Origin of the sequence: Brevibacterium linens (assembly GCF_003999335.1) — a bacterium.
GTDB lineage: Bacteria > Actinomycetota > Actinomycetes > Actinomycetales > Brevibacteriaceae > Brevibacterium > Brevibacterium linens.
The window spans coordinates 1,183,057-1,203,448 of the sequence record NZ_CP026734.1; the positions used below are offsets into that span (position 1 = coordinate 1,183,057).

Sequence of the window (20,392 nt, forward strand, 5' to 3'; positions counted from 1 at the left end):
TGGGCGCAGCATTTCCACTCAAGTGAACCATGCCGACGCCGGGAGTCGAAATCTGACACACCCCGTGGACGTCGCCGGAGCGAGTGGGCAGACGAAGTATCAGATGGTGAAGCACTCGGAAGGAACCAATTGGCCGCCGCCAACGACAACACCAGGACCGCTAATCCCCCCAAGAGAATTTCCTTCGCGAAGATTCGCGAGCCCCTCGAGGTTCCCGATCTGCTCGGTCTGCAGACGGACAGCTTCGACTGGCTGATCGGATCGGAGGCGTGGCAGGACCGCGTCGCCGAGGCCATCGAGATCGGGGACGACTCCGTCGCAACCACCTCGGGTCTCGAAGACATCTTCGAAGAGATCTCGCCGATCGAAGACTTCGGCGGATCCATGTCGCTGTCGTTCCGCGAGCACCGGTTCGAGGCTCCCAAGTACTCGATCGATGAGTGCAAGGAACGCGATATGACCTACTCGGCGCCGCTGTACGTCACCGCCGAGTTCATGAACAACAACACGGGCGAGATCAAGAGCCAGACCGTGTTCATGGGTGACTTCCCCCTCATGACCAACAAGGGCACGTTCATCGTCAACGGCACCGAGCGCGTCGTCGTCTCCCAGCTCGTGCGTTCGCCCGGCGCCTACTTCGAATCCAGCGTCGACAAGACCACGGACAAGGACATCTTCTCCGCGAAGATCATCCCGTCCCGCGGTGCCTGGCTGGAGTTCGAGGTCGACAAGCGCGACCAGGTCGGTGTGCGCCTCGACCGCAAGCGCAAGCAGTCCGTGACGGTGCTGCTCAAGGCCCTCGGCTGGTCCGAAGCGAAGATCCTCGAGGAGTTCGGCGAGTTCGAATCGATCCGCGAGACGATGGCCAAGGACACGGTCAACACGCAGGACGAAGCGCTGCTCGACATCTACAAGAAACTGCGCCCGGCAGAGCCCGCGACCGCCGAGGCCGCTCGCAACCTGCTCAACAACCTGTACTTCAACCCGAAGCGCTACGACCTGGCCAAGGTCGGCCGCTACAAGGTCAACCGCAAGCTCGGCGTCGAAGCACCGCTGTCGGACTCCGTGCTCTCCACCGAGGACGTCGTCGCCACCATCCGCTACCTCGTGTCGCTGCACGCCGGAGTGGACACCGCCAAGGGCACCCGCGACGGTGAAGAGGTCGAGATCAGCGTCAAGCTCGACGACATCGATCACTTCGGAAACCGCCGCATCCGCGCCGTCGGTGAGCTCATCGAGAACCAGATCCGCACCGGCCTGTCCCGGATGGAGCGCGTCGTCCGCGAACGCATGACCACCCAGGACGTCGAGGCGATCACCCCGCAGACCCTGATCAACATCCGCCCCGTGGTGGCTGCGATCAAGGAGTTCTTCGGCACCTCGCAGCTCTCCCAGTTCATGGATCAGAACAACCCGCTCGCGGGTCTGACCCACAAGCGCCGTCTCTCCGCGCTGGGACCCGGCGGTCTCTCGCGTGACCGTGCCGCCATGGAAGTCCGTGACGTGCACCCCTCGCACTACGGCCGCATGTGCCCGATCGAGACCCCCGAGGGTCCGAACATCGGTCTGATCGGTTCGCTGGCGTCCTACGCCCGCATCAACCCCTTCGGATTCATCGAGACGCCCTACCGCAAGGTCGTCGACGGTGTCGTGACCGATGAGACGCAGTACCTGACCGCCGATGACGAACTCGAGTTCAACATCGCCCAGGCCAACGCGCCCCTGACCGACGACCAGCGCTTCGCCGAGGTCGAGGTCCTGGCCCGTCCGAAGGGCGGCGGCGGTGAGGCCGAGCTGGTCCAGCACGACCAGATCGACTTCATGGACGTCTCCGCACGTCAGATGGTCTCTGTGGCGTCGGCTCTGATTCCGTTCCTCGAGCACGATGACGCGAACCGCGCCCTCATGGGTGCGAACATGCAGCGTCAGGCCGTGCCGCTGGTGATGGCCGAATCACCTGTCGTGGGCACCGGCATGGAATACCGTGCCGCCGTCGACGCCGGCGATGTCATCACCGCTGAGAAGTCCGGTGTCATCACCGAGGTCTCGGCTGACTTCGTCACGGTGCTCGCCGACGACGGAACCCAGCTGACCTACAAGGCTGCGAAGTTCAAGCGTTCGAACCACGGCACCTCGTACAACCAGCGCATCCTCGTCGACGAAGGCGACCGTGTCGAAGCCGGCACCGTCCTCGCCGACGGCCCGTCCACCGAGAACGGTGAGATGGCTCTGGGCAAGAACCTCCTCGTGGCGTTCATGTCATGGGAAGGCTACAACTACGAGGACGCGATCATCCTCTCCCAGCGCCTCGTCCAGGACGACGTGCTCTCCTCGATCCACATCGAGGAGCATGAGGTCGATGCTCGCGACACCAAGCTCGGTGCCGAGGAGATCACTCGGGACATCCCGAACATCTCGCCCGACGCCCTGGCCGACCTCGACGATCGCGGAATCATCCGCATCGGCGCCGAAGTCACCGACGGTGACATCCTCGTCGGCAAGGTCACCCCGAAGGGTGAGACCGAGCTGACCCCCGAAGAGCGCCTGCTGCGCGCGATCTTCGGTGAGAAGTCCCGTGAGGTCCGCGACACCTCGCTGCGCGTTCCCCACGGCGAGATCGGCACCGTCATCGGTGTGCGCGTCTTCGACCGTGAGGACGACGACGAGCTCTCGCCCGGCGTCAACCAGATGGTCCGCGTCTACGTGGCTCAGCGCCGCAAGATCACCATCGGTGACAAGATGGCCGGTCGTCACGGAAACAAGGGTGTCATCTCGACGATCCTGCCGGTCGAGGACATGCCGTTCCTCGCCGACGGCACCCCTGTCGACGTCATCCTGAACCCGCACGGTGTTCCCCGTCGTATGAACATCGGGCAGGTCTTCGAAGTCCACCTCGGATGGATCTCGAAGCAGGGCTGGAAGATCGAGGGCAACCCCGAATGGGCCGCCGAGCTGCCCGAGGCCGCTCGCGAAGCCGAGGCCGGCACCAACCTGGCCACCCCGGTGTTCGACGGTGCGCACGAGCAGGAGCTGCGCGGACTGCTGGATTCGACGACCCCGAACCGCGATGGGGACCGCCTCATCGACTCCTCGGGCAAGGCTCAGCTGTTCGACGGCCGCTCCGGTGAGCCGTTCCCGTACCCGATCTCGGTCGGCTACATGTACATGCTCAAGCTCCACCACCTCGTCGACGACAAGATCCACGCGCGTTCGACCGGACCGTACTCGATGATCACCCAGCAGCCGCTCGGTGGTAAGGCGCAGTTCGGTGGTCAGCGCTTCGGTGAGATGGAAGTCTGGGCCCTCGAGGCCTACGGCGCCGCCTACACCCTGCAGGAGCTTCTGACGATCAAGTCCGATGACATCCCGGGCCGTGTGAAGGTCTACGAAGCCATCGTCAAGGGTGAGAACCTGCCCGATCCGGGAATCCCGGAGTCGTTCAAGGTCCTCATCAAGGAGATGCAGTCCCTGTGCCTCAACGTCGAAGTCCTGTCTTCCGACGGAGGCCATGTCGAGATGGGCGAGTCGGAGGACGAGGTCTACCGCGCCGCCGAAGAGCTCGGCATCGACCTCTCCCGCCGCGAAGCACAGACCGTAGAAGAAGTCTGAGGACTTCCACTTCAACCGACACAACTTTTTGATGAACGATTCGTTCATCGCCAGGAAAGAGGATTTACGTGCCTGACGTCAATTTCTTTGATGAACTGCGCATCGGTCTTGCCACCACGGAGAACATCCGCGGCTGGTCACACGGTGAGGTGAAAAAGCCTGAGACCATCAACTACCGCACCCTGAAGCCGGAGAAGGACGGACTCTTCTGCGAGAAGATCTTCGGACCCACCCGCGACTGGGAGTGCGCCTGCGGAAAGTACAAGCGAGTCCGCTTCAAGGGCATCATCTGCGAACGCTGCGGCGTCGAGGTGACCCGTGCCAAGGTGCGTCGTGAGCGGATGGGCCACCTCGAGCTCGCCGCTCCCGTGACCCACATCTGGTACTTCAAGGGCGTGCCCTCACGCCTGGGCTACCTGCTGGATCTGGCTCCGAAGGACCTCGAGAAGGTCATCTACTTCGCGGCCTACATGATCACCTCGGTCGACGAGGATTCCCGTCACCGTGATCTGCCCAGCCTGCAGAACAAGATCGACGTCGAGAAGCAGCAGATCGGCACCCGCCGTGACGCCGACATCGATCGTCGTGCCAAGAAGCTCGAAGAGGATCTCGCCGCGCTCGAGGCCGAAGGCGGAACCGCCCAGGCCAAGAAGAAGCTGCGCGACACCGCCGAGAAGGAAATGGACAAGCTGCGCAAAAACGCCGACCGCGAGGTCGACCGTATCGAGCAGGTGTGGGACCGGTTCAAGAACCTCAAGGTCAACGACCTCGAAGGCGACGAGAGCCTGTACCGCGAGATGTTCCACCGCTTCGGCCTGTACTTCACCGGTGCCATGGGCGCCGAGGCGATCCAGAAGCGCCTCATCGACTTCGACCTCGAAGGCGAAGCCGAGAAGCTACGTGAGCTCATCGCCACCGGCAAGGGACAGCGCAAGACTCGTGCGCTCAAGCGCCTCAAGGTCGTCAACGCGTTCCTGACCACCGACAACAACCCCGAGGGCATGGTCCTCGACGTCGTTCCGGTGATCCCACCGGAGCTGCGCCCGATGGTGCAGCTCGATGGTGGACGGTTCGCGACCTCGGACCTCAACGATCTCTACCGTCGCGTCATCAACCGCAACAACCGCCTCAAGCGTCTGCTCGACCTCGGTGCTCCCGAGATCATCGTCAACAACGAGAAGCGGATGCTGCAGGAGGCCGTGGACTCGCTGTTCGACAACGGACGTCGCGGACGCCCGGTGACCGGACCGGGCAACCGCCCGCTCAAGTCGCTGTCGGACATGCTCAAGGGCAAGCAGGGACGTTTCCGTCAGAACCTGCTCGGCAAGCGTGTGGACTACTCGGGCCGTTCGGTCATCGTCGTCGGTCCGCAGCTGCACCTGCACCAGTGCGGTCTGCCGAAGACCATGGCGCTGGAGCTGTTCAAGCCCTTCGTGATGAAGCGCCTGGTCGATCTCAACCACGCTCAGAACATCAAGTCGGCCAAGCGCATGGTCGAGCGTCAGCACCCGCAGGTGTGGGATGTCCTCGAAGAGGTCATCACCGAGCACCCTGTGCTGCTCAACCGTGCACCGACCCTGCACCGTCTGGGCATCCAGGCGTTCGAACCGCAGCTCATCGAGGGCAAGGCCATCCAGCTGCACCCGCTCGTCTGCTCCGCGTTCAACGCTGACTTCGACGGTGACCAGATGGCTGTGCACCTGCCGCTGAGTCCGGAGGCACAGGCCGAGGCCCGTATCCTCATGCTCTCGGCCAACAACATCCTCAAGCCCTCGGACGGCAAGCCCGTGACCATGCCTTCGCAGGATATGATCATCGGTCTGTTCCACCTCACCTCCGAGCGCAAGGGACTGGCCGGCGAGGGGCGCGCGTTCTCCGGAATGGGCGAAGCCATCATGGCCTTCGACCATGGGGAGCTCGACCTCGGTTCGCCGATCACCATCCGCCTGGAGGACGTCGTTCCCAACGCGGACATGGAGCTTCCCGAGGGCTGGGAGGCCGGCGACCCGCTGGACGTGCAGACCACTCTGGGTCGCGCAACGTTCAACGAGTACCTGCCTGCCGACTACGCGTTCGTGAACTCGACGATCGACAAGAAGGCTCTGAGCCGCATCGTCAACCACCTCGCCGAGGAGTACCCGAAGGTCGAGGTCGCACACACGCTGGACAACTTCAAGGCCGGCGGCTTCCACTGGGCCACCCGCTCGGGCATCACCATCGCGATGTCGGATGTCGTCTCACCCGAGGCGAAGACCGAGATCATCGACGATGCCGAAGTCATCGACACGAAGGTTCAGCAGCAGTACGAACTCGGTGCCCTGACCGACGACGAGCGTCGCAACGAGCTCGTCAAGCTGTGGACGGAGACGACCGAGAAGGTCGACCAGATCATGCGCACGAACTTCCCCGCGGAGAACTCGGTGCTGCGTCTGGTCGAGTCCGGTGCATCCGGCAACTGGATGCAGGTGCGTCAGCTGGCCGGTATGCGCGGCCTGGTGACGAACCCGCAGGGTGAGATCATCCCGCGTCCGATCGTGTCGAACTACCGTGAGGGACTCGCCGTGCTCGAGTACTTCATCGCCTCGCACGGTGCTCGTAAGGGTCTGGCAGATACCGCTCTGCGTACCGCCGACTCCGGTTACCTCACCCGTCGTCTCGTCGACGTCTCGCAGGATGTCATCATCCGCGCGGCAGAGGCCGAGTCGAACAAGGGCATCACCCTCCCGATCGCTGAACGCGATCACGAGGGCAACCTGGTTCCGCACGAGTACGCCGAGACCAGCGTCTACGGTCGTCTCACCGTCTCCGATGTCACCGACGCCGAGGGCAATGTGCTCCTGCCGGCGAAGTCCGATGTCACCGGTGCTGTGGTGGACATGCTCGTGGCCAACGGCATCGAAGAGCTCAAGGTCCACTCCGTGCTGACTGCGGATTCCGATGCGCAGATCTCCGCCGAGCACTACGGTCGCTCGATGGCGACCGGTCAGCTCGTCGACATCGGCGAGGCCATCGGCACCGTCGCTGCCCAGTCGATCGGTGAGCCCGGTACCCAGCTGACGATGCGTACCTTCCACACCGGTGGTGCCGCCGCTTCGACCGGTGATATCACGCAGGGTCTGCCGCGTGTGACCGAGCTCTTCGAAGCTCGCACACCGAAGGGCTTCGCCCCCATCGCCGAGGCGACCGGACGGGCGAAGATCGACGACAGCCGCAAGACCCGCTTCGTCATCATCACCCCCGATGACGGCAGCGAGGAGATCGAGCACGCAGTGTCCAAGCGTGCCCGTCTCATGGTCGAGGACGGCCAGCACGTCAAGGCCGGAGAGCAGCTCATCGTCGGTGCCGTCGATCCGAAGCAGGTGCTGCGCATCCGCGGTCGCCGTGAGGCCGAGCGCTTCCTCGTCGAGGAGGTTCAGAAGGTCTACCGTTCGCAGGGTGTGGGCATCCACGACAAGCACATCGAGGTCATCGTGCGGCAGATGCTGCGTCGCGTGACCGTGATCGAGTCGGGCGACACGAACCTGCTGCCCGGTGAGCTCGTCGACCGCGGCCGTTACCAGGCGGAGAACCGTCGTGTGGTCGCCGAAGGCGGCCAGCCTGCCTCGGCTCGTGACGAGCTGATGGGCATCACGAAGGCTTCGCTGGCCACCGAGTCGTGGCTGTCGGCCGCATCCTTCCAGGAGACCACCCGCGTCCTCACCGAGGCGGCCATGGAAGGCAAGTCCGATGCGCTCATGGGGCTGAAGGAGAACGTCATCCTCGGTAAGCTCATCCCTGCCGGCACCGGCCTGCAGACCCACCGCAACCTCGTGGTGGAGCCGACCGAAGAGGCCAAGGCCGAGATGTTCACCAACAGCTACGGCGACTTCTACGCGGGCATCGGCGCCGATTCCGGCTCCGCCATCCCGCTGGAGGACTACGACTACGGTGCGTTCAGCTGAGACTGAACGGCTGAGTCGCAGCGTCTGAGAGAGGCAGGCGAAGAGGGGCGTCCACCACACGGTGGATGCCCCTCTCGTCATTCACGCTGCGACATCGAGAAACGGGTGGAGTGTCGAAACACGGGTGTGTGCGCCCGTGTCTCGACACTCCACCCGTTTCTCGGTGAAGCTCTCGCAATCACTCAGCCGAAGAGCACCTGTGCCTCTTCCCAGCGATGCAGCGGCACTGACTTGAGACTGTCGACGGCCGATGACATCTCCACCGAGACGATGTCCGTGCCCTTGAGGCTGGCCATCTTGCCCCAGTGCCCGTGCTGGGCGAGGTCGGCTGCCGCCATGCCCAACCGGGTCGACAGGACCCGGTCGTACGCGGTGGGGGAGCCGCCTCGCTGCAGGTGCCCGAGGATCGTCGCCCGAGATTCGATACCGGTGATCTCCTCGATCTTCGGGGCCAGGTAGTTCGCGATCCCGCCGAGGCGGACCCGTCCCTTGTTGTCGACGCCGTGGTCGGCGACCTGTGAGTCGAATCCTTCGGGAATGAACCCTTCGGCGACGACGACGATGGGTGCGCGTCCGCGGTCCCTGGCCGAGCGCACCCAGTCCGAGATCTGATCGAAGGAGACGGGGAACTCGGGCATGAGGATCGCGTGTGCGCCTGCCGCCATGCCGGCGTGCAGCGCGATCCATCCGACATTGCGTCCCATGACCTCGATGACCATGCAGCGGTGGTGGGACTCTGCGGTGGTGCGCAGCCGGTCGATGGCCTCGGTGGCGATGGACTGGGCGGTGTCGAAGCCGAAGGTGTAGTCCGTGTTGCCGAGGTCGTTGTCGATGGTCTTGGGCACGCCGACGATGTGCAGGCCCTCTTCATGGACCAGCCGTGAGGCGCCGGCCAAGGTGCCTTCGCCGCCGATGGCGATGAGCGAATCGATGCCGTGGGCGGCCATGACCTCCCGCATCCGCTCGGGTCCGCCGTCCTCATAGGGGTGGGTGCGGGAGGTGCCGAGGATGGTTCCGCCGCGTCCGGACAGGCCGCGCACGTCGAGCATTGTCATATCGAACAGGTCGTCGTCGAGCAGACCCCGCCAGCCGTCGCGGATGCCGACGAACTCCGCATCATAGGCGCGGATGCCTTTGCGGACGATGCCGCGGATGACAGCGTTGAGGCCCGGGCAGTCGCCCCCCGAGGTGAGTACACCGATCTTCATTCCAGTTGACCCTGATCCTTTTCTCGATAGCCTTTTGCGAGCCGGACGTCGTGTCCGGCCATGAGGGAGAATCCCTTGAGGATCACGGTCCCGTTGGATCCGTCACCCTGCGCGGATCGGCGGACCTCATTGCCCGCCATGATGTTGATGGTCTCGTCGCGGACGCGCACTCCCGGCGGCACGTAGATGTCGTTGCCGGCCCACATCGCATACGAGTTCAGTTCGACGGTCACCCCGGGACCCATGACTTCGCACAGGTCGATGTTGTCTCCGCCCATGAGGGCGTAGGTGGTGACCTCGGCGGTGCCGGGAGGCCCGTCGAGCTGACGTCCGGACATGATGGCCACGGAGTTCATCGGCGAGGCCGATCCCGGTTCCGCAGCTGGGGAGAGTTCGCCAGGTCCGCGCCGCTGCAGCTGGGAGCCCGGATCTGTGGGACCAGGTGTCCGGCCGGTCTGGCGGGCGAGCCGCCGGTGGAGCGAGTCTCCTTCGGGCAGGTCGTCGATGAGGGGGATGAGCTCGTCGAGGAATTTCGCTCCGATGGCGTCATCCTGTCGCTGCGCCGTCTCCTCGGGATCGAGGCGGCCGTTCGTCACGGCATCGGTGATCACTGAGAGGACATCGTCGCGGTCCTGGTCCGAGGCGCGGATGCGCCGCTGAGGAGGAGGGGAGTCGTCGTCGGCCATGGTGCCCAGTGTAGCGGTCTTCACATCTGCGAGCAGGGAGGACTGTCGTGACGAGGACTCCACAGCAGGGCCACAGGTTCGACCAATGCTGGGCCTATCGACCGCAGCGAATGTGGAGGGCATGAGACATGAGAGCAGCGCCTGGCGGCAGCCGGAGACGCAGACGGCAGACACGACCATCCGACCGACCACGACTGTCGACCTCGTCGTCCCGGTGTACAACGAGGAGGCCTCGCTGGCCGCCTCGATCGAGACCCTCCTGGCCGTCGAACCCGCCCGCGGCACCGAGGTCACGATCATCATCGCCGACAATGCGAGCACCGATGAGACTCCGATCATCGCCGCGACCCTGGCGGCGACGCATCCGCAGGTCGAGTACGTCCGCCTCGAACAGAAGGGCCGCGGTCGCGCATTGAACCAGGTGTGGCAGGCCTCGTCGGCGGACGTCGTCGCCTACACGGACGTGGATCTGGCCACAGACATCCGCGTCCTCGACCCGATGGTCGAGATCATCCGGTCGGGGCTGGCCGATGTCGCCATCGCCTCGCGCCTGCAGCCCGGAGTTGCGGTCGAACGCGGGATCAGACGCGAGATCATCTCCCGCTGCTACAACCGACTGCTCAAGCTCAGCCTCGGAGTCGGGTTCAGCGACGCCCAATGCGGTTTCAAAGCGCTGTCGGCACGGGCAGCGAAGGAACTGCTGCCGCAGGTCGAGGATTCCGAGTGGTTCTTCGACACTGAGTTGCTCGCTCGCGCCGAGTGGGCCGGGTACCGCATCCACGAGTTCGGCACGGACTGGACGGACGACCCGGACTCCTCCGTCGACGTGGTCAGCACGGCGTGGAAGGACATCAAGGGCATCGTCCGGCTGCGCACCGGCGGACGCACCCGGGTCAGTCACGCAGTCCCCGCACCGAACACCGGAGCACAGATCCTCCACTTCATCGACGTCGGGATCATCAGCACCGTGCTCTACGCCGTGCTGTTCCTCCTCGGCATCCAATTCGTCTCGGAACCCGCGGCGAACATCCTTGCGCTGCTCCTTTCGACAATTGCGAACACGGCTCTCAACCGGGGCCACACCTTCGGGGTGAGATCTCCGCACCGCCGCCTGACCTCCCAGGTGAAGGGCTTGGCGGCCTTCGGCCTGTGCCTGGCCTTCACCTCGGCGGGTCTGGCCGTCGCCGACGGATTCACCGGGCCGTGGGCGACCGTCGGCACCCTCGCAGTGCTGACCGCGGCGAACCTCGCCGCCACTGTCGTCCGGTTCGTGCTGATGCGCACATGGGTCTTCGCCCGTGGTGCCCACCACAGCGCCCACCGCGCGACCACGCCTGCTGCAGCCGGAACGGCAAATCCGAACGAGAAGGACATCGACCATGTCTGAGGCCCCCACCCGATATGCCCGCACCCGCGGACTGCGACGGCACTGGTACCCGATCACGCTCACCGTGCTCACATTCGGCACGATCGCTGCCTTCCTCTTCAACCTCACGGCCAACGGCTGGGCGAACTCCTTCTATGCGGCAGCCGTGCAGGCCGGATCGGCGAACTGGGAGGCGTTCCTCTTCGGCTCGCTCGACTCGGCGAACGCGATCACCGTCGACAAACCCCCGGCCTCCCTGTGGCTGATGGCCCTGAGCGCCCGGGTCTTCGGCTTCTCATCGTTCTCGATGCTGCTGCCCCAGGTCCTCCTGGCCGGGGTGAGCGTGCTCCTCATCGTCCATTCGCTGCGGCTGAGCCTGCGGTCCCATGTCGGTCCGGGGCTTGAGAAGGCCGCCGCGCTGGGTGCCGGTGCGATCTTCGCCGTCTCCCCGGTCGTGGCGATGATGTTCCGGTTCAACAACCCGGACGCGCTGCTGGTGACGCTGATGATCGGTGCGGTCGTCGCGACCCAGCACGCCCTGCGCACGCTCACCGAGGCCCGCCGGCGACGCTCGGCCCGCCGCATCGTCGGCTGGCTCGTCCTCGCCGGGGTCTGCCTCGGGCTGGGCTTTCTGACCAAACAGTTCCAGGTCCTCCTCATCGTCCCCGGCCTCGCTGTGGCCTGGGTGCTCTTCGCCCGCACTTCCTGGCCCCGTCGCCTGCTGTGGCTGCTCGTCCCGCTCGGGTCGATGATCGTCAGCGCCGGCTGGTGGATCGCCCTCGTCGAACTCACCCCCGCCGGCTCCCGCCCCTACGTCGGCGGTTCCCATTCGAACTCCTTCCTCGAACTCACCTTCGGCTACAACGGCTTCGGACGGCTGACCGGCAACGAGACCGGGTCCGTCGGCGGAGGAGGCGGCGGTCAGGGCGGCGGATGGGGCGAAACGGGAATCACCCGCCTCTTCACCGGCAGCTTCGGCCAGCAGGCGTCGTGGTTCCTGCCCACCGCCTTGTTCTTCCTGGTCGTGACGATCGTTCTCCTCACCCTCGCCGAGGTGGCCCGCCGTCGCCGTGTTCCCACCGTCACGGACGGTGACCAGGGAACCGGCCGTGCGGTGAGCGCGTCCGGCGCAATCGGCACGGGCAGCCTCGGTGCGGGACTGCTCATGTGGGGTGCGTGGCTGATCGTCACGTGGCTCGTGCTGTCGAATATGAACGGGATCGTCCACGAGTACTACACGGTCGCGCTCATTCCCGCGATCGCCGCCGTCATCGGCCTCGCCGTCGCGGTGCTGCTCGCTCGTGACGGATTCCTCCCGCGTCTGCTGCTGGCAGTGGCTTGGGCCCTGACCGGGGCGTGGCAGTTCATCATCAGCTCGGAGATGACCGGGATTCCGAGCATCCTGCGCTGGTGCGTGCTCATCGTCTCGATCCTCGGCGCTCTGGTTCTCATCGTCACCGCGCACCGGCGGTTCGGCACGGCGCTCGCCTCGGTGCTCGTCGCGCTGGCCGTCCTCGGCAGCGCCGCGATTCCGGCTCAGCTGGCCGTGCGCACGATCGCCGGGACGACGCAGGGATCGATCGTCACGATCGCCGGCACGAGCGCAGGTCTGGGCGGTGGACCCGGCGGTGGCGGAATGCCCGGCGGAGGAGCCGGGCCGGGCGGCGGCACGGATGGCACGCCCGGCGGGGCAGGCAATTCCGAAGCCGGCAGGGGCGGCACCGGTGGGATGCCCGGCGGCGCCGGCGGCGGAGGCGAAATGGGCGGTCTGCTGGGCGCCTCCGACCCCTCGGACGAACTCACACAGCTGCTCGAACAGGATGCCGCGGACTACACGTGGGTGGCGGCGACGACGGGGGCGAACCAGGCGGCGGGATACCAGCTCGCGCTCGAAGAGCCGGTGATGGCGATCGGCGGGTTCAACGGCACCGATCCGTCGCCGACCCTCGCCGAGTTCAAACAGCTCGTGGCCGACGGCACAATCCACTACTACATCGCATCGGGTTCCGGCGGCCAAGGTCCCGGCGGGGGCTCGGACTCTGCCTCATCCCAGATCGCGGACTGGGTCGAGGCGAATTACGAGGCGACTACCGTCGACTCCGTTTCGCTCTACGATCTCAGTGCGGGTTGAGGGGATAATCGAGTTATGAACCCGACAGCGAATCCACCGGCGCGCATCCTCATCGTCGACGACGAAGCGAACCTCGCCGAGCTCCTCGTCATGGCCTGCCAGGTTCGCGGGTGGGAAGCCGAGGGAGTCGGCACGGGCCGCGAGGCAGTGGCGCTGGCCCGCAGCGAGCACTTCGACGCGATCGTCCTCGACGTGATGCTGCCCGACCTCGACGGTTTCGCCGTCATCGAGAAGATCCGAGCCGAGGGCATCGACACTCCGGTGGTCTTCCTCTCGGCCAGAGACGAGGTCGACGACCGGCTGACGGGTCTGCGGCTGGGCGGGGACGACTATGTGACGAAGCCGTTCAACCTCGACGAGGTCATCGCCAGGATCGAGGTGCGCCTGCGCCGGGGGATCTCGAACGGTCCGGTCGATGAGGATGATGTGCTGCGCGCGGGTGACCTCGAACTCGACGAACGCTCCCACGAGGTCACCCGCGCCGGTCATCCGATCGAGCTGACGGCACGCGAATACGAGGTGCTGCTGCTGTTCATGCGCAACCCGCGGGTGGTGCTGTCGAAGGCCCAGATCCTCGATCGCGTGTGGGACTACGACTTCGGCGGCAACGGCAACATCGTCGAACTCTACGTCTCCTACCTGCGGAAGAAGATCGACACCCCGTTCCCCGACCTGCCGAACCTCTTCCACACCAAGCGCGGGGCCGGCTACATCATGCGGGCGGAACAGTGACGCTGCGCCGGTGGCGGCTGCAGACGAGGCTCATCGTCCTCGCCGGACTCGTCCTCCTCCTCGTCGGCGCCGGAATCGGCACCGCCTCCTGGCTGAGCGTGCGCGGTTCGCTGATGACCGACCTCGACGCCCAACTGACATCGATGACCTCGCATGCACGTTCGGGAGACGGCCCCGGCGCGGGCCCCGGAACGAGCGGCAGTCCGGGCACCTCCGGTGGGGGCGACGACTCGGCGGCGGCGGTCGATTCGGCTCTGCGCTATCTCTTCCAGCCGGGGGTCGGCGACGGAGCTCTCGTCGTCGTCGATTCCGGCGGCGGGGGAGAGGGACTCATCGCCGAGGCGGGGCTGACCCGTCCGCGCGCCCTGTCCGCAGAAGCGATCGACGCCCTGCTCGAGGTCGAACCCGGCGGCGCCTCGTCCGCCCATGAGTCCGTGCGGGTGCCCGGGTTCGGCGCCTACCGGGTCGTGGCCTTCGACGACGGCGGAACCACCACTGTCTACGGCGTCCCGCAGGGCAACGTCGATTCCGCGCTCGAGCGCACGGCGTGGACGACCGCGTTCGTCGTCCTCTTCGGCGTCATCGCCACGGCCGCGCTCATGGCCGTGATCATCCATCGCCAGCTGCGGGACCTGCGCGACGTCGCGCGCACTGCCAGGGAGGTCACCGACCTCGAGCTGAGCGACGGCAAACCCGAGCTTGCCCTGCGGGTTCCCGCCGAGCTCGCGGTGCCGGGCACGGAGGTCGGCGATGTGGGAGCCTCGGTCAACCGGATGCTCGACCATGTCGGATCCGCCCTCGAGGAGCGCTACCGCGGCACGGAGCAGATGCGCCGCTTCGTCGCCGACGCCTCCCATGAGCTGCGCACTCCGATCGCGACGATCCGCGGTTGGGCCGACCTCACCCGCCCGTACCGTGATGCTCTGCCCGCCGAGGTGACCACCTCCTTGGGCAAGATCGATTCCGGAGCGATGCGGATGTCGTCCCTCGTCGATGATCTCCTTCTCCTCGCTCGGCTCGAAGCCGGCCGCCAGCCGACGAGAGAGGACACCGTCGACGTCTCCTCACTGCTCGTCGAACTCGTCGAGGATGTCCATGTGGTCAATCCCGACCATGCGATCTCCCTCGATGTCCCCCCGGAGGCCCTCGAGGTGCGCGGAGCAGCCGATCAGGTCCGCCGGGTCGTGTCGATCGTGCTCACGAACGCCTGCGTGCACACGCCGCCCGGCACCAACGTGCACGTCGAGGCACTGGCGACCCGGAAACCGGTCTCCGGCCAGCTGCCCAGCGATGTCGTGGCGATCCGCATCAGCGACGATGGTCAGGGCATTCCGCCCGAGATCCGGGACCGAGTCTTCGACCGCTTCGTGCGTGGAGACCCCTCGCGGACACGGCAGGACGGAGCCAAGGGAGGTTCCTCGGGGCTGGGACTGTCGATCGCCGCCGGACTCGTCGAACTCATGCGCGGCGACATCTCGATGTCGAGCACGGACGCGGGTACGACCTTCGAGCTGCGCCTGCCTGCGGCTTGAGGCCAATCGCACAGGCTGGTCACAGGCACGACTGGGAAGGGCTACAGCGCAGGGACCGAAAGTGGAATCACTGACAACCAGAGGAGATTCCATGACCGAGAACCACAACCCCGACCAGAACCGCAACCACGAGGAGAACCGGGACCACGCGGAGAATGCAGCGCCGGACTCGAACGGCGCGGACACCACTCGCAGGATCGAAGCGCAGGGCACGGCAGGACCTCATGCCGGACCCAACTGGGCAATGCAGTCGCCACCGACCGACCAAGGACGTGCGAACGGATGGGCCGAGCAGACCACGCGCTCGGCACCCGATCCGCAGGCCGGGGTCCCGGAGGGTCAGCGGCCGTGGGTGAACCCCTACCAACAGTCTGCGCAGAGTACACAGTTCGGCAGCACCGCAGGACCGCGGAAGCAGAAGCGACGCGTCCCGCTCGTCCCGGCGGTGCTCGCCGGTTCGGCCCTGTTCGTCGTCGGCGGTCTCGCCGGGGGAGCGATCGGGGTATCGGCGGCAACAGCGTCGAATGATTCGGGGACGAGCCAGGGCCCGGGAGGCCAGAACGGACCCGGCGGAATGGGCGGCCAACAGGGCGGTGCTCAGGACGGCGGCGGACAGTCCGACAGCGGAGGCATGCCCGGTGGACAGTCCAACGGAATGCCGGGAAACCAGAACGGCAGCACCGACTCCGGGGACTCCTCCGACGGGTCCAGCTCCGATGGATCCAGCTCGGACGGCAGCGCCTCCGACTCCGACGGATCGGACGCGGGTGCTGACACCACCTCGGCAGGCACCGACGAGACCACGATCGAGAACGCAGCCGTCACGCACTTCGACCGGATCTTCACCGGATTCGCCGTGCTCAACCGGGACGAGTGAACGCTGCTGATATCAGTGCGGCACAGACGATGCCCCCACCGATCGGTGGGGGCATCGTCATGCTGACGCGTCGGTCACCTCGGCGACCGTCGCGCGATCAGCGCTTGAGGTCGAAGCGATCGGCTTCGACGAGCTTCGTCCAGGCCTTGACGAAGTCGGCGACGAATTTCTCGTTCGCGTCATCCGAGCCGTAGACCTCGGCGATCGCGCGCAGCTCGGAGTTCGCTCCGAACAGGAGGTCGATCCGGCTGCCGGTCCAGAGTTTCTCGCCCTCGGGGGAGAAGCACTCGTAGACATTGGCCGTCTCGGACGGTCCGACGGGTTTCCACACATTGCCCAGGTCGAGGAGATTGACGAAGAAGTCGTTCGTCAGCTCACCGGGGCGGTCGGTGAAGACACCGAGAGCGGAGTCCTCGTAGTTCGCACCGAGCACGCGGAGGCCGCCGATGAGAACCGTGAGCTCGGGCGGGGTCAGACCCAGCAGGCTGGCCTTGTCGAGCAGAAGGTACTCGGCCTTGAGCGGAAGACCGTCGGTGAGGTAGTTGCGGAAGCCGTCGTGAGTCGGCTCGAGGTAGCCGAAGGAGTCGACATCGGTCTGCTCCTGGGTGGCGTCGCCGCGACCGGTGGAGACCGGAACCGTGATCGGGTGACCGGCTGCCGCGGCAGCGGTCTCGACTCCGACGGCACCGGCGATCGCCAGCACATCGGCAAACGATGCTCCGGTGGACTCCGCGATGCCCTCGAGAACCGGGAGCACCTCGGCGAGCTTGGCAGGCTCATTGGCCTCCCAGCTGCGCTGCGGTTCGAGGCGGAGACGACCGCCGTTGACGCCGCCGCGCATGTCTGAGACGCGGTGCGACGATGCCGCGGCCCATGTCGTCGACACGAGCTGCGAGACGGTCAGACCCGACTCACGGACAGCAGCCTTCACGGCCTCGAGGCCGGCGTCATCGAGCGGAGTTCCGGCCGGGACCGGGTCCTGCCAGATGAGCTCCTCGGCCGGAGCTTCGGGACCGAGGTAACGGGTCGCGGGACCCATATCGCGGTGGGTGAGCTTGAACCAGGCGCGAGCGAAAGCATCCTCGAACGCCTTCTGGTCATCCTTGAAGCGGCGCGAGATCTTCTCGTAGGCCGGGTCGAAGCGCAGCGACAGGTCGGTGGTGAGCATACGGGGCTCGCGGCGCCCGTCGCCCTGGGCCATCGGGACCATATCGTCTCCGCCGCCGTCCTTGGGCCGCCACTGCAGGTGTCCGCCTTCGTTCTCGAAGACCTCCCATTCGTAGGCGAAGAGGATGTGGAAGAACTCGTTGTCCCAGCGGGTCGGGTGGTAGGTCCACGTGACCTCGATGCCCGAGCCGATGGAGTCATTGCCCTGGCCCGACCCGAAGTCGGATTTCCAGCCCAGACCCTGCTCTTCGAGCGGGGCGGCCTCCGGGTCGGCGCCCTTGTGAGATTCGGGGCCGGCACCGTGCGTCTTGCCGAAGGTGTGTCCACCGGCGATGAGAGCGACGGTCTCCTCGTCATTCATGGCCATCCGTCCGAAGGTCTCGCGGATGTCGATCGCGGCCTTGACCGGATCGGGTTCGCCTTCGGGGCCCTCGGGGTTGACGTAGATGAGTCCCATGGTGGTCGCGGCCAGGGGCTTCTGCAGCTCACGGTTGCCCACATAGCGCTTGTCGGTGCCCAGCCACTCGGTCTCGGAGCCCCAGTACACATCGTTGTCGGGTTCCCAGACGTCCTTGCGGCCGCCGGCGAAGCCGAAGGTCTTGAAGCCCATCGATTCGAGCGCGACGTTGCCGGCGAGGATGAAGAGGTCGGCCCAGGAGATCTTCTTGCCGTACTTCTTCTTCACCGGCCACAGCAGGCGACGAGCTTTGTCGAGTGAGACGTTGTCGGGCCAGGAGTTCAGCGGTGCGAACCGCTGCTGGCCTTCGCCGCCGCCGCCGCGGCCGTCCTGCACGCGGTAGGTGCCGGCCGAGTGCCAGGCCATGCGGATCATGAACGGACCATAGTGCCCGAAGTCAGCGGACCACCAGTCCTGGTTGTCCTTCTGCAGTGCTTCGATGTCGGCCTTGAGCTGGTAGTAGTCGAGACTGTTGAACTCCGCGTCGTAATCGAAGTCGGGGTCCATGGGGTCGCGTGCCGGCTGACCCTTGGCGAGGATCTTGAGGTTGAGCCGATTGGGCCACCACTGAGCGTTGGCATCGCCCTGGACGGGATTGACCAACTGGTCGGAATCCGGCGCCGCCGGTTCCGTGGAAGTGTGTGCGACCGGGCAGCCGCCGGTGGTCGTCTGGGTCATCGTGTTCCTTTCACAGTCGAGTCGCATTCGACGACTCGGATGACGGGATGGGCAACCCTCGCAGAAAGGGCATAGTCGTGTCCTCGGGAGAAGACGGGTGGTGGTGAACGGAAGCCGGAGTCACACGACCGAGAACTGATCGTCGCCGGTCGGCTGAGCACCGGCGGCCGCGCAGTCGGGGCACAGACCCCAGAACGTCACTTCGGCCTGCTCGATGACGAAGCCGGCATCATGGGACGGGGTCAGGCACGGAGCCTGCCCGATCGTGCAGTCGACATCGACGATGAGATTGCACGATCGGCACACCAGATGATGGTGGTTGTCCCCGATGCGACGCTCGTACCGCGCCACCGAGCCCGCAGGCCTGATGCAGCGGACGAGCCCCACCTCGGTCAGAGTGTGAAGCGAATCATAGACAGCCTGGTGGGAGACCGCCGGCAGCGATTCCCGCACCGAGCGGATCACGGTCTCGGTGTCGGCATGCGGGTGATCCCGCACGGCACCGAGGACTGCGACCCGCTGTTTCGTCACGCGCAGCGACGTCTGCCGCAGAGCCGCAGCGGCGTCGTCGTGTTCATGCTTCGTCCCTTTCACAGCACCAGAATGCCTGCTTCTCTTGAACGAGTCAAGGAAAGTGGGGATGGGTCCTCGCCGAGGCGGCCGACCGGAATCGCTGTGAATCCGCCCCAGGCGGCGACCGTGGTTCGCCGAGTGCTGAGAAGTGCGCCGCCGGTCTGTGAATACGCTGGTGAGCCGTGTGGTTGATCGGGTGAGGGGAGTGCTGCGTGATTTCGCCGGTGCGGAGAGGTAAGATGGATGATCGCCATTTTGACCAGACGTGCTCGAGAGAGATATTCTGGTAGGCGACTGATTGTGTTATCTGCGTCGTCGATCGATCCTGCCGAGTGTTCTGTGAGGCTCGGAATCCCTGAGAGAAGTCGTCGATGCAGGCCGCCGAGATGTCGTCTCTGTGCTTCCGTGTCCTTGCGACACACCCGGGCGCAGGGGTCGATGACTCGCGTGGTTACTGGCATCGGGAGCCAAGCTTCACCCGGTGTCCGGTCGGATATGTCCCACGGTTCACAGAGGCGACTGCGGTCGTGGCCGGCATTGGGAATTAGGTCTATCGAGAAGCAAATGGAGAACGCTTAGTGCCGACAATCCAACAGCTCGTCCGCAAGGGACGGCATGTCAATACAGCAGGATCGGACGCTCCTGCCCTCAAGGGCAGCCCGCAGCGTCGTGGAGTGTGCACCCGTGTGTACACCACCACCCCCAAGAAGCCGAACTCGGCTCTTCGCAAGGTCGCTCGTGTCAAGCTTTCGAGCCAGATCGAGGTGACCGCCTACATCCCGGGCGAGGGACACAACCTGCAGGAGCACTCGATCGTGCTCGTGCGCGGTGGCCGCGTCAAGGATCTGCCCGGTGTCCGCTACCGGATCGTCCGCGGTTCGCTCGACACCCAGGGCGTCAAGGGTCGCCAGCAGGCCCGCAGCAAGTACGGTGCGAAGAGGGAGAAGAAGTAATGCCACGCAAAGGTCCTGCACCCAAGCGACCGATCGTCGTTGACCCGGTCTTCAGCTCACCGCTCGTCACGCAGCTGATCAACAAGATCCTGCTCGACGGCAAGCGCTCGACCGCAGAGCGGATCGTCTACAGCGCCCTCGAAGGCACCCGCGAGAAGAACGGCAACGACCCCGTTGTCAACCTGAAGAAGGCTCTCGACAACATCCGTCCGTCTCTCGAGGTCCGCTCCCGCCGCGTCGGCGGTGCGACCTACCAGGTGCCGATTGATGTTCGTCCGGCTCGTTCGACCACTCTGGCTCTGCGGTGGCTCGTGGGATACTCCCGCCAGCGCCGTGAGAAGACCATGACCGAACGGCTCATGAATGAGATCCTCGACGCCGGCAACGGCCTCGGCGCAGCAGTCAAGCGCCGCGAGGACACTCACAAGATGGCCGAGTCCAACAAGGCCTTCGCCCACTACCGCTGGTAATCGTCTGCCCTG

13 protein-coding genes are annotated in these 20,392 nt (G+C 65.6%); 9 read left to right on the top strand and 4 right to left on the bottom strand.

Going from position 1 to position 20,392, the window contains the following annotated elements; genetic code table 11:
- Nucleotides 1-129: 129 nt before the first annotated feature.
- Nucleotides 130-3,609 carry a DNA-directed RNA polymerase subunit beta gene (gene rpoB, locus CXR29_RS05195; RefSeq protein ID WP_127364063.1) on the top strand — a complete coding sequence of 1,160 codons (3,480 nt, stop codon included), beginning with the start codon at nucleotides 130-132 and terminating at the stop codon, nucleotides 3,607-3,609.
- Nucleotides 3,610-3,677: 68 nt separating this feature from the next.
- Entirely contained in the window at nucleotides 3,678-7,550 is a 3,873-nt protein-coding gene (locus CXR29_RS05200) for a DNA-directed RNA polymerase subunit beta' (protein WP_127364064.1), read from the top strand.
- Nucleotides 7,551-7,732: 182 nt separating this feature from the next.
- Here CXR29_RS05200 and CXR29_RS05205 read toward each other — a convergent pair whose 3' ends face one another.
- Nucleotides 7,733-8,758: an ATP-dependent 6-phosphofructokinase gene (locus CXR29_RS05205; RefSeq protein ID WP_101555458.1), complete on the bottom strand. Its 1,026-nt coding sequence runs from the start codon at nucleotides 8,756-8,758 to the stop codon at nucleotides 7,733-7,735.
- Nucleotides 8,755-9,444, bottom strand: a complete 690-nt coding sequence (locus tag CXR29_RS05210) for a DUF1707 SHOCT-like domain-containing protein (RefSeq protein WP_127364065.1) — start codon at nucleotides 9,442-9,444, stop codon at nucleotides 8,755-8,757. Before CXR29_RS05210 ends, CXR29_RS05205 begins: the two co-directional genes overlap by 4 nt.
- 121 nt (nucleotides 9,445-9,565) lie before the next feature.
- Here CXR29_RS05210 and CXR29_RS05215 point away from each other — a divergent pair, with 121 nt between their 5' ends.
- The 5 genes from CXR29_RS05215 (at nucleotide 9,566) to CXR29_RS05235 (ending at nucleotide 16,082) form a co-directional block, all read left to right on the top strand.
- Entirely contained in the window at nucleotides 9,566-10,831 is a 1,266-nt protein-coding gene (locus CXR29_RS05215) for a glycosyltransferase (RefSeq protein WP_127364066.1), read from the top strand.
- Nucleotides 10,824-12,941, top strand: a complete 2,118-nt coding sequence (locus CXR29_RS05220; RefSeq protein WP_127364067.1) for an ArnT family glycosyltransferase — start codon at nucleotides 10,824-10,826, stop codon at nucleotides 12,939-12,941. Before CXR29_RS05215 ends, CXR29_RS05220 begins: the two co-directional genes overlap by 8 nt.
- 15 nt (nucleotides 12,942-12,956) lie before the next feature.
- Nucleotides 12,957-13,673: a response regulator transcription factor gene (locus CXR29_RS05225; RefSeq protein WP_127364068.1), complete on the top strand. Its 717-nt coding sequence runs from the start codon at nucleotides 12,957-12,959 to the stop codon at nucleotides 13,671-13,673.
- Entirely contained in the window at nucleotides 13,670-15,205 is a 1,536-nt protein-coding gene (locus CXR29_RS05230; protein ID WP_127364069.1) for a sensor histidine kinase, read from the top strand. The genes CXR29_RS05225 and CXR29_RS05230 overlap by 4 nt, the downstream gene beginning before the upstream one ends.
- A 91-nt stretch (nucleotides 15,206-15,296) precedes the next feature.
- Nucleotides 15,297-16,082 (top strand): hypothetical protein, encoded by a 786-nt coding sequence (locus CXR29_RS05235; RefSeq protein WP_127364070.1) that lies wholly within the window; start codon nucleotides 15,297-15,299, stop codon nucleotides 16,080-16,082.
- A 97-nt stretch (nucleotides 16,083-16,179) separates the two neighbouring features.
- Here CXR29_RS05235 and katG read toward each other — a convergent pair whose 3' ends face one another.
- Nucleotides 16,180-18,384, bottom strand: coding sequence for a catalase/peroxidase HPI (gene katG, locus CXR29_RS05240; protein ID WP_127364071.1), 2,205 nt, complete (start codon nucleotides 18,382-18,384; stop codon nucleotides 16,180-16,182).
- A 120-nt stretch (nucleotides 18,385-18,504) separates the two neighbouring features.
- The gene (locus tag CXR29_RS05245; RefSeq protein ID WP_101555465.1) at nucleotides 18,505-18,978 is read right to left on the bottom strand and encodes a Fur family transcriptional regulator; all 474 of its coding nucleotides are present in this window, start codon (nucleotides 18,976-18,978) and stop codon (nucleotides 18,505-18,507) included.
- Between the two features lie 557 nt (nucleotides 18,979-19,535).
- Here CXR29_RS05245 and rpsL point away from each other — a divergent pair.
- Nucleotides 19,536-19,910, top strand: a complete 375-nt coding sequence (rpsL, locus tag CXR29_RS05250) for a 30S ribosomal protein S12 (RefSeq protein WP_025777935.1) — start codon at nucleotides 19,536-19,538, stop codon at nucleotides 19,908-19,910.
- Nucleotides 19,910-20,380, top strand: a complete 471-nt coding sequence (gene rpsG / locus CXR29_RS05255) for a 30S ribosomal protein S7 (protein WP_025777934.1) — start codon at nucleotides 19,910-19,912, stop codon at nucleotides 20,378-20,380. Before rpsL ends, rpsG begins: the two co-directional genes overlap by 1 nt.
- Nucleotides 20,381-20,392 lie beyond the last annotated feature (12 nt).